Here is a 14,578-nt window from a genome sequence, read left to right as displayed (position 1 = left end):
TTTTTGCGTATGCTTACGTCATGAAGGAGTGAAGAATATGAATCTTGTTTTAGGAATAATCGGAGTGATCGTAATGATCTATCTCTTTTGGTACTTGTTTGAGGGGGGAGAACGATGAGTAGCTATTTTGTGCAAGGCTTTTTATTTTTACTGATCTTACTAGCAGCAGCGGTTCCTTTGGGCTGGTATATCAAAGAAATCATGCAAGGAAAAACACCGCGGTTTGTCCGCTTTATTCAACCCATTGAACGGTTGACCTATCGAGTGATTGGTTCGGTCAGCAAAAAAGAAATGACCGCCAAAACTTATCTATTTTCAGTCTTGGCCGTCAGCGTCTTTTCCATCATCGGATTGACCGGATTATTGATGGTCCAGCACTGGTTACCGCAAGGGGCGGCCGTTGAGAATTTGTCCTTTGACTTAGCATTGAACACAGCCGTCAGTTTTGTAACGAACACGAACTGGCAAGCTTACGCTGGGGAAGAAGCACTGACCAATCTTTCCCAAGCATTAGGATTAACGGTGCAAAATTTCTTATCTGCGGCAGTAGGACTAGCCGTACTTTGTGCATTGATTCGTGGGCTGCAGCAAAAACAAAAACGAACGGTAGGGAATTTTTGGCAAGACATCACCCGTTCCTTGCTCTATATCCTTTTACCACTCTCATTGATTTTAGCGATCTTGCTCCTGTCTCAAGGCGTCGTCCAAACGTTGAGCAGCGGCGTTGAAGTCAATGGATTTGAGGGAGAATCCTTTTGGATGGCGCTCGGACCGGTAGCGAGTCAAATCGCCATCAAGCAATTAGGGACCAACGGCGGCGGTTTTTTTGGTGCCAACGCTGCCCATCCATTTGAAAACCCAACGATGTTCAGTAATTTTTTAGAAAACTTAGCGATCTTGTTGCTGCCAGCTGCTTTGATTTTTGCCTTTGGCTTTTGGATCAAAGAGTGGAAACAAGGACGTACGATCTTGATCACCGCAACCGTCTTTTTGATCCTTGCTTTTATTGGCGTAGTGATCAGTGAAGCCTATGGACCGCAATTCAGTCAAGTGCTTGGAACGGCCAATCTAGAAGGCAAAGAAGTACGTTTTGGTATCGGTTGGTCGAGCCTCTGGGCAGTGAGTACCACCGCCGCTTCCAGTGGATCAGTCAATGCCATGCTGGATAGTTTCACACCACTCGGGGGTGCGATCCCAATGTTCTTGATGCAGCTGGGGGAAATCATCTTTGGCGGTGTCGGTAGCGGACTTTATGGCATGATCGCTTTTCTATTATTGACGGTCTTTATCGCTGGTTTACTCGTGGGACGAACACCAGAATATATCGGCAAAAAAATCGAAGCCTTTGACATTAAAATGACGAGTATCGTTATTTTGACGCCATTGCTACTGACGCTTTTCGGGGCTATGTTGATGACCTTGCATCCTGACATCATGAGCTGGCTAACCAACCAAGGCGCCCATGGCTTTAGCGAACTATTGTATGCAGCAACTTCCTTCAGCAACAACAACGGGAGTGCCTTTGGCGGCTTGACCGCAGATACTGTTTTCCTGAATAGTTTGGGTAGTATCTTGATGTTCGTTTCACGTTTCGTTCCCATCGCAGCCATCTTGTATCTGGCAGAAAACATGGGTGCCAAAAAGAAAACCGTTCGTAATGAAGGAACCTTGTCAACCACGAGTCCAGTCTTTGTCACGATGCTAATCATTGTGATCATCGTGATCGGTGCACTGAGCTTTTTACCAGCGATGGCTTTAGGGCCAATCGCAGACTTTTTTACAACGAAATAGGAGAGAGAAAAAATGAAAAAAATCTATCAATGGGCGATCGGCGAATCCTTTAAGAAATTGGACCCTCGCCAACAAATCAAAAACCCCGTGATGTTTGTGGTTTACCTAGGGGCGATCTTGACAACGATTTTATGTTTTCAAGAACAAACGGTCCCGTTGTGGTTTAGCATCAGTGTGACCGTCTTCTTATGGTTGACTATATTGTTTGCCAATTTTGCCGAAGCAGTGGCAGAAGGGCGCGGCAAAGCACAAGCGGATAGTTTGAAGCAAGCCAAAAAAGACATCATGACCTACAAAGTCATGTCCTTGGAAGATGTCGCCAAAGAGGCTTTTATCGAAGTCCGTTCCTCCGATTTGAAAAAAGGCGACTTGGTTTATGTTCCTTCTGGCGAACAAATTCCTGCCGATGGGGATGTCGTGGAAGGTGCTGCTTCGGTGGACGAAAGTGCCATCACAGGAGAATCAGCACCTGTCATTCGTGAATCTGGTGGCGACCGTAGTGCAGTCACGGGAGGAACCTTAGTCGTTTCCGATTACTTGGTCATTAAAGTGACCGCTGAAAATGGTCATTCTTTTTTGGATAAGATGATTGCGATGGTGGAAGGGACACAGCGGAAAAAAACACCCAATGAGATTGGCTTGCAGCTGTTCTTAGTGACACTGACCATCATCTTCTTGGCTGTTTCCATCACATTGATTCCCTTTACTGATTTTAGCAGTCAGTTATCTGGTCGGGGAACGGCGATTTCCAGTGTGATCGTGATCGCTTTATTGATTTGTCTCGCACCAACCACGATCGGCGCCTTGATTTCCTCGATTGGGATCGCTGGAATGAGCCGTTTGACCAAAGAAAACGTCATCGCCATGAGTGGACGCGCGATTGAAGCTGCAGGAGATGTGGATGTTTTGCTGCTGGATAAAACAGGAACCATTACTCTGGGAAATCGCCGTGCCAGCGAGTTCTTACCGGTACCGGGGGTCACCGCCAAAGAGTTAGCAGATGCAGCGCAGTTGGCATCTTTTGCCGATGAAACGGCAGAAGGACGCAGTATCGTAATTTTAGCCAAAGAAGCCTTCAATATTCGTGAACGGGTATTTCAGCAAGCTGATGTCCATTGGATCGATTTTAGTGCCAAAACCCGGATGTCTGGGATCGACTATCGTGGTGATGAGATCCGTAAAGGAGCTGCTGATACGATCAAGCAATACGTGACGGCAAAAGGGCAGATCTATCCCACTGCATGTGACGAGATCGTGGAAAAAGTCGCTAAAGCTGGTGGAACCCCATTGGTCGTAGTGAAAAATGGCCAGGTACTCGGGGTCGTTTATTTAAAAGACATCGTGAAAAATGGCGTCAAAGAAAAATTTGCCGACATGCGCAAGATGGGCATCAAGACGATCATGATCACCGGAGACAACCCCTTGACGGCAGCTGCTATTGCTGCGGAAGCGGGCGTCGATGATTTCTTAGCCGAAGCAACACCAGAAAACAAAATGAACCTGATTCGCGAATATCAGGAAAAAGGGCATTTGGTGGCGATGACGGGGGATGGAACCAACGATGCACCCGCACTCGCCCAAGCCGATGTGGCAATGGCGATGAACACTGGTACACAAGCAGCCAAAGAAGCGGGCAATATGATCGACCTTGATTCCAGCCCAACCAAATTACTGCAAGTAGTCCAAATTGGTAAACAGCTGCTGATGACCCGTGGGGCATTGACGACCTTTAGTATCGCGAATGATATCGCCAAATATTTCGCAGTGATCCCTGTCCTGTTTTATGCGATTTATCCAGAACTTGCAGCGCTGAATATCATGAATCTTGGTAGTCCCTTAACGGCGATTTTGTCCGCAGTCATTTACAATGCAGTCGTGATCATCGCCTTGATCCCTCTGGCGTTAAAAGGGGTCAAATACCAAGAAAAACCAGCCAGCCAAATGCTGCTGCACAATCTTGTCGTCTACGGCCTAGGCGGCATCATCGCACCATTCATTTGTATCAAGCTAGTAGATTTGCTTTTGTCAGCTGTTCTACTATAAGAGAAGTCCATCAGAGTCAAAGAGTCATTTAGGAGGAAAACATGATGAAGAACACCCTCTTTGCCAGTATCAAATTTTTACTATTTAGTACCGTGCTATTTGGCGGTCTCTATACATTGTTGGTCACCGGTGTCGGACAAGTCTTTTTTGCCCATCAAGCCAATGGCAGTCAAATCGTGGAAGGTGGAGAGGTCAAAGGGTCTGAGCTGCTTGCACAACCCTTTGACCAAGCAGGTTACTTCCAAGGCCGTGATCAAACCGTTTCACAATTGTCGCCCTATGATCCGACCCAAAAAAAGACTGTAGCTGAGCGGACAGCGGCGTTACTGGCAGAAAACCCAACCCAAACCAGTGTGCCGATCGATCTCGTGACCGCTTCGGGTAGTGGCGTTGATCCTGATATCAGTGTCGAAGCGGCACTTTTTCAACTGCCGCGGATCGCTGACACAAGAGGCATCGATGAACAAACAATTCATGATATAATAAACAGAAATAAAGTAGCTGATCTGTTCTCCACGAGAGAATATGTCAATATCATGACCTTGAATCAGCAGCTCGATCAATTACCCGAAGAATAGGGGGAAGCATCTATGAGTGAAAACAACCAGCAGACAATCCCAGAAGAGATGCTGCTGCAAGCCGGATTTGGCCCCAAACGTGGCAAGCTGCGGGTATTTTTCGGTTTTGCTGCCGGTGTCGGAAAAACCTATACGATGTTAACCGAAGCCCATGAGTGTTTGCTCATGGGCAAAAATGTGGTGATCGGCTATATCGAACCCCACAAACGTCCCGATACCAATCGATTGCTTGAAGGGTTACCACAAGTACCATTAAAGCAATACCAGCACAAGCAATTGACCCTATATGAGCCGGATATCGATCGACTGATCCAACTAAAACCAGATATCGTCTTGATCGATGAGTTAGCACATACCAATCCCATTGGTGCGCGAAACAAAAAACGTTACCAAGATGTTGATGAACTTTTGCATGCAGGAATCACCGTCTACACGACCATCAATGTCCAGCATATCGAAAGTCTGAATGACATCGTGGAAAAGGTCACGGAAGTGGAAGTCAGAGAAACTGTACCCGACACCTTTTTCCAGCACGCCAGCTTACGAGTGGTGGACGTTGAACCAGACGAACTGATTGATCGGTTGGAACAAGGCAAAATCTATGCCGATGAAAATGCCAAGCGGGCACTAAAAAACTTTTTTACGCCAGAAAAACTTGATCATTTACGTGGATTAGCGATCCAAAAAGCTTCCAATCATATCAATCAAATGAACGGCGGTCGAAAACGAGTCCAAAGCAAGCTTTTGACGATTATTGATGATCGCTTGCCGAAAATGGCAGAGAAATGCATTCGTTGGACCGCCCGCTTAGCCCAAGGAGTGGGGGCGGAATGGACGGTGATTCAAGTTCGATCGTTAGATGATACACCTACCGAGGTGCCATTGGCAGAGCGTTTGGGAGCAGAAGTCATCAACATCGAAGCGGATGACAGTTTTGAGACCATCGTAGAGTATGCCAAAATGACGGGTGCCAGTGACATTATCATGGGGAAACAGGTTTCTCAGAAGTGGTTCCAAAAATTGTTTGTCGAGGATTTGGAAGACCGCTTGATTCGGCGCCTTGATGATATTGAGATCCATTTGATTCCTTTTAAAGAAAAAATGCAGCGACCACGGCTGACGTTTTCGCAATTATTTGAAGGTGGTGGTCGAGATTTCACCTTGACCTTTGGGCTGATCATGCTCGCTACCATAGTGACAGAAGGCATGCAGTACTTACATTTCGGCGATCAGAATTTGATGCTGGTTTATATCTTTTTTGTTCTCTTAGTGGCACGTTACACAAGTGGCTATCTTTGGAGTGCCATGGCATCGATCATTAGTGTCCTTTCTTACAATTGGTTCTTTGTCGAACCCTTGTATTCCTTGACGGTCTATAAAGCAGGCTATCCAATCACATTAGTGATCATGCTGATCGTTGCCTTAATGATCAGTAATTTGATGGTTCGATTGAAGACCCAGGCAGAAAATGCCAAGGAAAAAGAGCATCAAATGGAGATATTGTATGAGTTGAACAAACAATACATGGAAACGCGGAATGAGCAAGACATTTATGAAAGTACGACCACCTATTTGGCACGCTTACTCCAGCGAGAAGTGGCGTTATATGACAGAGAAGGTCACTTGAGAAGTCTGCATTCTTCAAGAGAAACATTGTCTCAACTGACTGGCAAGGATGAGAAAGCCGTCGCTTTTTGGGTCGTGAAAAATCAAAAAGAAGCCGGTCGCGGCACAGATACTCTGATTGGTGCCAATGGATTTTACTTGCCGATCGTTTTAAACGGCAAACCACTAGGCGCCCTTGGGGTAGAACGCAACGAGGAGCATCAGTTGGCCAATAGTCAATTGAATTACTTACGTTTAGTGATCACCCAAATCGCTACCGTGTTGGAGCAAGTCTCTCTGGCGAGTGAGAAAGAACAGATCCAATTGGAAAACGAACGGGAAAAAGTCCGTAGCAATCTACTGCGTGCGGTTTCTCATGACTTGCGGACGCCACTGACGACGATTTCTGGCATTGCCGAAACATTGAGCGAAACCGAAGGCGCGATCAAAAAGGAAACGAAACAAAAGCTGCTAGGAGATATCCAAAGTGAATCCCAGTGGTTGATCCGCATGGTCGAAAACTTACTGTCGGTGACCCGCATCAATTTGACTAACATGGCGGTCAAGCGCAGTGAAGAACCAATCGAAGAAATTATCGAAGCGGTTTTAACGCACCTAAAAAAAGTCTATCCGCAACAAAAAATCATCGTGAAGATGCCCGATCAGCTGATTTTTGTCAAAGTCGATCCAATCTTGATCGAACAAGCCTTGTTTAATTTGATTGAAAATGGCGTACGCCATGGAACCGCCGATACACCGATTTTCTTGCGAGTTTTTCAGGAGCAAGAAGTGGTCATTGAAATCGAGAACCAAGGGGAGATCCCCTTAGGGCAATACCAAAAAATCCAAGCGAATTTGACTAATGACACCGAAGTGCCGGTGGATTCCAAAAATGGACTAGGCATCGGACTGAGTATTGTTAAAACCATCATCCATGCCCATGAAGGCAAATTGGCGATCGAAACGAAAGCTGGCAGTACCATCTTTCGTATTTATTTAAAGCAGTAAGGAGGAAGAGCATGCAGCGACATTTTTTATTGATTGAAGATGATTCGAATATCGTTGATTTTATGGAGGTCGTCTTGCAAAGAGAACACTACAACTTTACGTCAGTTGGCACGGGCATGGAGGCATTGATGCTCTTGCAGGAAGAAACTATCGACTTCATCTTGCTGGATCTGGGCTTACCGGACATTGACGGCATGGAGCTGTTAAAAATCATTCGTAAGCGCATGAACACACCGATCATCGTGATCTCTGCCCGCAAAGATGAACAAGACAAAGTGCAAGCGTTAGACCTCGGTGCCGATGATTATGTAACAAAGCCCTTCAGTACCAATGAATTATTTGCCCGTATCCGCACGGCATTGCGGCACAAGGAGTCAGCTGCCTTTAGCAGCAGCCCGATTCTCGTAAACAAGGAGTTAACGATCGATTTTGAGAAGAAAATCCTGTACAAGAATCAAAATGAGATCCATTTGACCAAAAACGAATACCGCATCATGGCAGTTATGTTCAAGAATTTAGGCAAAGTCGTCACTTATGATACGCTCACCAGCGAAGTTTGGGGACCTTTTGCAGCGGATGCACAAACCTTACGAGTCAATATCTCAAACATTCGCAAAAAAATCGAAACCAATACGCTGCAGCCAGAATATTTGATCACTGAAATCGGCGTCGGGTATCGCTTGCGGGAGTATCCAGCAGAATAGCGGTCGTCATAGGAAATAAGGAGGAAAAACGTGCAGCGGTTCTTTGGTCGCTGCACGTTTCTATTTGTTGTTAATTGCGAAGAGACGTTGAACTGATTGCTTCTCCGTAGATGAGTTGAAACTGTAAGTAAACAAGTAGGTTGGTTGTTAACTAAAATTTCTTTTCATTCTGATCATTTTGTGTTTATATCATAGTATAAAGTAAAAAAGGAGAGTATTATGGCAGGAATTAGAGACGTCGCAAAACGAGCGGGTGTATCGATCGCAACTGTATCGAGGGTGCTCAATGAAGATCCTACGTTATCTGTCACGCAAGAAACAAAAAATAAGATCAACGAAGCCGTGGAATATTTTCACTATAGTAAGAAGAAAGTACCTGTGAAAAAGGCAATGAATATTGCAGTGGTATCCACTGTTTCGGAAGAAGCTGAATTAGAAGATCCCTATTTTCGGGCGATTCGTCGTGGCATTCAAGCACAAGCAGAACAAAATAAGTTTCGCATAAAAAAAACGTATTATATGTCTGAACGCCCCGTTGCCATTGAGGAGCTGAAAGAGTATCAGGGCGTCCTTGTCATTGGTCAAGTCTTGCCAACTTTTTTAGCAAAGATCGCAGCAGTCAATCCTCATATCGTCGTGATCGATGATCCTTCTTTGTCTTCAGAATGGGATGCGGTATATACGGATTTCTCTATAGCAGCAACCGAGCACTTAGAGCGTTTGTATAAAAAAGGGCATCGAAATATCGCTTTTATTGGGGGATATCGGGTACGTTTGGATGCATCCAGTGAGAAACATCAATCGCCAGATGATATGCGGATGAACACTTATGTGTATTGGATGAAAGAAAAAGGATTGGAAGAATACATCAATGTTTACCTAGAAGGATGGAACACATTAGACGGTATCAAAGCCACTGAGCAATTGCTTGAACAATGCAAAGAGAGCCTTCCTTCAGCTATTATGGTCGCCAATGATTCGATTGCAGTTGGTACATATCGCTCCTTGCAAAAACGTGGGTATCGGATACCAGAAGATATCTCAGTAGTCAGTTTCAACAATATCGAAGTTGCAGAATTTTTGACCCCATCTTTAAGTACCGTTGCCATCGATATGGAAGAACTGGGAAAAATTGCTTTACGGATGGTAGAAGAGCGGATCAAAGGCATTCGTCAAGTACCTGTTAAAATCATGGTGGCCAGTAAGATGATCGTCAGAGAAAGTGAAAAAGAAAGAGATTAATGTTCAAGGTAAACACGTTAATGTGTTTATCTTTTTATTTTAGTTAAAAAGTATTGACAAATTTATTAGTAAACAGTATATTTGTTTTGTGAAAAGAAAGCGGATACATGAATCGAGACTAGAGGAGGAATGAAAGATGAATTGTTTCAAGAGAGTAACACTTGTTAGTTTGAGTCTTTTAGGAACTTTGGTTTTAGGAGCTTGTGGTAATGGCAACGGTGATAGTGGGGATCAAGTCACGTTAAGTTATGCGAGTTGGGATACTGAACAAGCACCGGGGCTGCGAAAAATGCTTGATGCTTTTGAAGAACAAAACCCAGATATTAAAGTCGAAATGGAAACCACCCCATGGGATCAATATTGGGTGAAGCTTGAAGCTGCTACTACTGGAGGAAATATGCCTGATATTGTCACGATGCATTCAACTGAATCATACAAATATATGTCTCAATCGATGCTTATGGGTCTAAATGAGTTGATTGCAGAAAATAACATTGACATGACAAACTTTACCGAAGGAATCGCAGAGTCTTATACGTATGAAGAAGAACTTTACGCGATTCCTAAAGATGCCTCCGTTATTGGATTGTGGTACAACAAAGAGCTCTTTGATCAAGCAGGAATTGCATATCCAGACGCAACGTGGACATGGGATACATTGAAGGAAGCAGCTGTTCAGTTAACAGATGAAGAAGCAGGTATTTATGGATTTGCTGCGGATAATTCAACTGAGGGAGGCTATTGGCCATTTATTTATCAAAATGGTGGAGAAGTCTTTATTGATGATAATACGAAATCGGGAATGAATAGCGAAGAAGTACAAGATGCATTAAGGTATTATATTGATTTTTATCTAAATGATCAGTCATCACCTTCAGCGAAAGAATTGCAAGATACGAATAAAGTGGGTCGTTTTCAAGCAGGAAGATTGGCGATGATCGTGGAGGGCAACTGGCAAACACCAGGTTTTTTAAAGAATGAATACTTGGCTGAAAATGCGGATGTTGCCGTTTTACCTAAAGGAAAAGAAAATGCGACGATCACAAATGGTTTAGGTTGGGCAGCTAGTGCCAATACCAAGCATCCTGAAGAAACAAAAAAATTATTAGCATTCTTGGCAAGTGAAGAAGCCAACCAAATTCAAGCAGAAACAGGGGCATCGATCCCAGCGCTAAAAGGATTTGAGGAAGTTTGGGCAAGTTCTGCGGATACTTTCAATTTAAGTGTTTTTGCAGAAATGCTAGAGTATGGCGTGCCTCGTCCCTATAACAAAAATGGCTTGAATGCGGAAAAAATAGAGACAGAAATTATGAACCGGGTATTTTCTGGAGAATTAAGTGTCGAGGAAGGGACTGCACAGATTGCGGAAGAAGTTGATGCAATTTTAGCTGAAAGTAATTGATCAAAACGGAAAATTAGCTAATCAACTCACCTAAACAAAAGGAGACCTCTATGAAAAATCGTATGCTTGGAAATTACCAGAAAGACCACCTTTTCTGGGGATACTTATTTATTCTCCCAACAGCAGTCGGATTGATTTTATTGAATATTTGGCCAGCGATCCAAACAATCATTCTAAGTTTTCAACGAACAATTGGTTTTGGTAACACCGAGTGGATCGGCTTAGCCAACTATCAGAAACTTTTGACGGATCGAGAGGTGTTGCAATCCTTGATCAATACCTTGATCTATGCAGTGGTATCAATTCCATCAATCATAGTGTTATCACTTTTAGTCGCGGTCCTAATGAATAAGAAAATCAAAGGCGTGTCGATTTATCGAACGATTTATTTTCTACCTGTAGTTGCAGCCCCCTCTGCAGTCGCCATGATCTGGCGTTGGATGTTCAATGATGATTATGGATTAGTCAACGAGCTTTTATCAAAAGTTGGTCTAACGGGTCCAGCATGGCTTAGCGATCCGAATGTTGCGATTTATTCCGTCATTATTGTCGGAATATGGAGTGCTATTGGCTACAATATGGTGCTTTTCTTAGCTGGACTACAGGAGATACCCAAAGATTACTATGAGGCAGCCGATATCGATGGAGCTTCTTCATGGCAGCAATTTTTTCAAATCACTTTACCGCTTGTGACACCAACGCTATTCTTTGTCGTGGTCACAACGGTTATCAATGCTTTTCAAGTATTCGATGTGATTTTTATGATGATCGCACCTTCAAGTGAGGCAATGCTGAAGACACAATCATTAGCATACTTGTTCTACAAACATTCCTTTATCTTAAATGATAAAGGGTATGGTTCAGCGATCGTCGTTTTTCTTCTATGTATTATTTTGCTGATCACAGCCCTACAAATGAAGTTGCAAAAAAAATGGGTCAACTACTAAAAGGAGGTTTCTTGATGCAACGAATTAGCAAGAATTGGCTTATCCATCTACTTTTGATCAGTGGCGGAATAATCATGGCATTGCCTTTTGTATGGATGATTCTGACTTCTGGAAAAACACTTGTTGAATCGACTCAGATTCCACCAACATGGTTTCCTAAATCCTTTCAACTGTCAAATTATCAGGCAGTTTTAAATCTTTTACCCTTTGGTGCCTTCTATCTCAATACTTTTTTGATGGTCATTGGACGTGTGATCGGTTCCGTTTTATTTTCAGCGATGGCAGCCTATGCCTGCGCACGCTTGCGCTTCCCTGGGCGAGATCTTTTTTTTGCTCTAGTCCTTATCCAAATGATGATTCCCGCATCAATCTTTATCACACCCCAATATTTATTAGCGCAAAGATTAGGAATTCTAAATTCAGTACCGGCATTGATATTGCCAGGTGTTGTCAGCGCTTTTGGAACCTTTTTACTTAGACAGTTTTTTCTAGGCTTACCAAGTGAGCTGGAGGAAGCAGCACACCTTGAAGGAGCAAATGTATGGACGATCTTTTTCAAAATCATGCTGCCATTGGCGAAATCCGGGTTGATCGCACTAGGTATTTTTACAACCCTCTTTGCTTTCAAAGATTTAATGTGGCCACTGATCGTCAATACATCAATTCGACAAATGCCATTGGCAGCAGGGTTAGCCAATCTTCAGGGACAATATGCGACCAATTTCCCACAATTGATGGCAGGCTCGCTACTAGCGATTTGGCCCATGGTTGCTGTCTTTATCATTTTTCAACGTAAATTTATTGAAGGAATTGCCACTACTGGCGGTAAATTATAAAAGAATGGAGCAATAGAAAATGACAAAAATCACCTTTATCGGAGCAGGAAGCACTATTTTCGCTAAAAATGTTCTAGGAGATGCAATGTTGACCCCGAGCTTAGCAGATTCCCACATCGCCCTTTACGACATCGATGAGAAACGACTTCGTGAATCTGAGGCAATGTTAAAGACGATCAATAAAAATGCCAATCAAAACCGAGCAGAAATACAGGTCTATCATGACCGCAAAGAAGCACTAAGAGATGCCGACTTTGTAGTAAACGCCATTCAAGTTGGTGGCTACAAACCTTCCACCATTATTGACTTTGAGATACCGAAGAAATATGGCTTACGCCAAACAATAGGTGACACGATGGGCATTGGCGGAATATTTCGGACGTTGCGTACGTTACCAGTCATGTTGGAATTTGCTCGAGAAATGGAGGAAGTTTGTCCAAATGCATGGTTGCTGAATTATACGAACCCGATGGCGATGCTGACGATGGGGGTATTGAAAGCAACATCCATCAAAACGGTTGGGCTTTGTCATAGTGTGCAAGTATGTGTTCCAGAATTATTCGAGCATTTAGGGATCAAAGAACAATATGATCTGGCTGACTTCCAGTGGAAAATTGCTGGGATCAATCATATGGCATTTTTATTGGAAATTACCAAAGATGGGGAAGATTTCTATCCAACGATCCGTCAGTTGGCTGAAGAGAAAGAAAATCCCCACCGTGATTCAGTCCGCTTTGAATTGATGAAACGTTTTGGCTATTATATTACAGAATCTAGTGAGCACAATGCCGAGTATCACCCTTATTTCATTAAATCAAAATACCCAGAATTGATCGACGAACTGGGGATTCCGTTGGATGAATATTTAACCCGTTGCGAAAATCAGATTCGCGATTGGGAAACGATGCGGGAGGATATCGTCGATAATGGCGATTTGACCCATAAGAGAAGTCGGGAATACGCCTCTTACATCATGGATGCCATCAAGACCGGCAATCCAACCGTTATTGCTGGAAATGTGTTGAATAAAGGCTTGATCACCAATTTACCAGAGGATGTCTGTGTGGAAGTTCCATGTTTGGTGGATAAGAACGGCATCCAACCAACCTACGTCGGCGCTTTACCAACGCAGCTTGCTGCATTGAACCGAACCAACATCAATGTGCAAGAATTGACTGTCGAAGCAGCGTTGACCCTTGAGAAAGACAAAATTTATCAAGCAGCTTACCTCGATCCTCATTTGTCATCAGAACTATCTTTGGCAGACATTACCCAATTAGTCGATGATTTGTTCGAAGCCCATGGGGATTATTTACCAGATTATCACTGATAAAAAAATGGACGCGCAGTTTTCTTTACGAATACTGATAGCGCCAACATTTCTTTGGTTTTTTTGGAGAGATATGGCAAAAGAGTTGTTGACAACCAAATTGGTCAAAGCTATAATCGGATTTAGGATTGCTACTGAAAAGGCGACACCGACAAAATATACACTAGCTTATTTATGCTCGGAGTGTATATTTTTGTCGGTTTTTTTGTCTGTTTGAAGGGGGGAGAAAAGATGAAACCAATCACGATCTACAATAACAATGCCGTCCTTGTGGAGGATAATGGCACAGAATGTGTAGTGATTGGCAACGGTGTTGGTTTTGGTGTAAAAGGCAGTGGGGTGATTGATCAAACGAAAATTGATAAAAAATATGTCTTAGATGCAGAATTTACCCAAAACAAATTTGGGTCGCTGATGGCAGGAATGGATGAACGGCATGTGATTCTGACCGCCAAAATTATTGAAGAAGCAGAAAAGGATCTTGCACGAACATTTGATTCCAGCATCTATCTATTTCTTGGTGATCATATTAATTACGCAATTGAGCGTAATCTTAAAGGAGAAGCGATCACCAATGACTTAATGTGGGAAATCAAAAAATATTACCCACGAGAATTTGCAGCAGCAAAGCGATCGTTGCAGTTTATTGAACGATCAGAGAAGATTCGTTTTATTGAAGATGAAGCTGGCTTTATAGCCCTGCATTTTGTAAACGCTAGCTCAAGTTCACGCTTTAAAAATGAGACGATTTTTACGACAAAAGTAATTGCAGAGATTGTTCAGATCGTGGAGTATGATTATGGGATGAAGTTGGATGAGACGTCCATGAACTATGATCGATTCTTGACCCATATACGCTATTTTGTAAGCCGAATTTTTTCAGAAAGTAAAGAAGTAAAAGATGAAGCTGATTTATTGCAACATGTGAAGCAATTATATCCGAAAGCTTATCAAACTGGCTTGAAAATCAAGAAGCATATTGCTGGTCAATATAAAGTGAAAATTACAGATTCAGAATTGTTATATTTTGTCATTCATATCAATCGAGTGACCACAAGAGAACTAGATTAAATGTTTTGTTACCGAATGGGC

Annotated in this window: 11 protein-coding genes; all 11 read left to right on the top strand. The window is 43.1% G+C overall.

The features are described from left to right. Positions 1-114: 114 nt before the first annotated feature. The 11 genes from kdpA (at position 115) to IGK85_RS10350 (ending at position 14,557) form a co-directional block, all read left to right on the top strand. Positions 115-1,791, top strand: coding sequence for a potassium-transporting ATPase subunit KdpA (kdpA, locus tag IGK85_RS10400; protein ID WP_008378734.1), 1,677 nt, complete (start codon positions 115-117; stop codon positions 1,789-1,791). Between the two features lie 12 nt (positions 1,792-1,803). Further along, complete coding sequence (gene kdpB, locus IGK85_RS10395; RefSeq protein WP_008378733.1) at positions 1,804-3,834, top strand: potassium-transporting ATPase subunit KdpB; 2,031 nt, start codon at positions 1,804-1,806, stop codon at positions 3,832-3,834. Positions 3,835-3,875: 41 nt separating this feature from the next. Next, a complete protein-coding gene (locus IGK85_RS10390) occupies positions 3,876-4,412 on the top strand; it encodes a potassium-transporting ATPase subunit C (protein WP_008378732.1) in 537 nt (178 codons plus the stop codon). Positions 4,413-4,424: 12 nt separating this feature from the next. After that, complete coding sequence (locus IGK85_RS10385; RefSeq protein ID WP_008378731.1) at positions 4,425-7,025, top strand: sensor histidine kinase; 2,601 nt, start codon at positions 4,425-4,427, stop codon at positions 7,023-7,025. Positions 7,026-7,036: 11 nt separating this feature from the next. Beyond that, positions 7,037-7,729, top strand: coding sequence for a response regulator transcription factor (locus tag IGK85_RS10380; protein ID WP_008378730.1), 693 nt, complete (start codon positions 7,037-7,039; stop codon positions 7,727-7,729). Positions 7,730-7,948: 219 nt separating this feature from the next. Then, entirely contained in the window at positions 7,949-8,971 is a 1,023-nt protein-coding gene (locus IGK85_RS10375; protein ID WP_005235039.1) for a LacI family DNA-binding transcriptional regulator, read from the top strand. Positions 8,972-9,107: 136 nt separating this feature from the next. Next, positions 9,108-10,373 carry an ABC transporter substrate-binding protein gene (locus tag IGK85_RS10370; protein ID WP_008378729.1) on the top strand — a complete coding sequence of 422 codons (1,266 nt, stop codon included), beginning with the start codon at positions 9,108-9,110 and terminating at the stop codon, positions 10,371-10,373. A gap of 50 nt (positions 10,374-10,423) precedes the next feature. Then, entirely contained in the window at positions 10,424-11,320 is an 897-nt protein-coding gene (locus tag IGK85_RS10365) for a carbohydrate ABC transporter permease (protein WP_008378728.1), read from the top strand. A gap of 14 nt (positions 11,321-11,334) precedes the next feature. Continuing rightward, complete coding sequence (locus tag IGK85_RS10360; RefSeq protein ID WP_008378727.1) at positions 11,335-12,156, top strand: carbohydrate ABC transporter permease; 822 nt, start codon at positions 11,335-11,337, stop codon at positions 12,154-12,156. A gap of 19 nt (positions 12,157-12,175) precedes the next feature. Beyond that, positions 12,176-13,486 (top strand): alpha-glucosidase/alpha-galactosidase, encoded by a 1,311-nt coding sequence (locus IGK85_RS10355; protein WP_008378726.1) that lies wholly within the window; start codon positions 12,176-12,178, stop codon positions 13,484-13,486. Between the two features lie 231 nt (positions 13,487-13,717). Then, positions 13,718-14,557 (top strand): PRD domain-containing protein, encoded by an 840-nt coding sequence (locus IGK85_RS10350; RefSeq protein ID WP_008378725.1) that lies wholly within the window; start codon positions 13,718-13,720, stop codon positions 14,555-14,557. Positions 14,558-14,578 lie beyond the last annotated feature (21 nt).

This window comes from Enterococcus sp. AZ015, from assembly GCF_050499225.1.
Classification (GTDB): domain Bacteria; phylum Bacillota; class Bacilli; order Lactobacillales; family Enterococcaceae; genus Enterococcus_D; species Enterococcus_D entomosocium.
The sequence above is the reverse complement of the archived record's forward strand: the minus strand, read 5'-3'. Positions and strand labels throughout refer to the sequence as shown.

Bases quoted from the DNA above. Each gene is read 5' to 3' on its own strand.
- kdpA (WP_008378734.1), top strand. From the start codon at position 115: ATGAGTAGCTATTTTGTGCAAGGCTTTTTATTTTTACTGATCTTACTA.
- kdpB (WP_008378733.1), top strand. From the start codon at position 1,804: ATGAAAAAAATCTATCAATGGGCGATCGGCGAATCCTTTAAGAAATTG.
- IGK85_RS10390 (WP_008378732.1), top strand. From the start codon at position 3,876: ATGATGAAGAACACCCTCTTTGCCAGTATCAAATTTTTACTATTTAGT.
- IGK85_RS10385 (WP_008378731.1), top strand. From the start codon at position 4,425: ATGAGTGAAAACAACCAGCAGACAATCCCAGAAGAGATGCTGCTGCAA.
- IGK85_RS10380 (WP_008378730.1), top strand. From the start codon at position 7,037: ATGCAGCGACATTTTTTATTGATTGAAGATGATTCGAATATCGTTGAT.
- IGK85_RS10375 (WP_005235039.1), top strand. From the start codon at position 7,949: ATGGCAGGAATTAGAGACGTCGCAAAACGAGCGGGTGTATCGATCGCA.
- IGK85_RS10370 (WP_008378729.1), top strand. From the start codon at position 9,108: ATGAATTGTTTCAAGAGAGTAACACTTGTTAGTTTGAGTCTTTTAGGA.
- IGK85_RS10365 (WP_008378728.1), top strand. From the start codon at position 10,424: ATGAAAAATCGTATGCTTGGAAATTACCAGAAAGACCACCTTTTCTGG.
- IGK85_RS10360 (WP_008378727.1), top strand. From the start codon at position 11,335: ATGCAACGAATTAGCAAGAATTGGCTTATCCATCTACTTTTGATCAGT.
- IGK85_RS10355 (WP_008378726.1), top strand. From the start codon at position 12,176: ATGACAAAAATCACCTTTATCGGAGCAGGAAGCACTATTTTCGCTAAA.
- IGK85_RS10350 (WP_008378725.1), top strand. From the start codon at position 13,718: ATGAAACCAATCACGATCTACAATAACAATGCCGTCCTTGTGGAGGAT.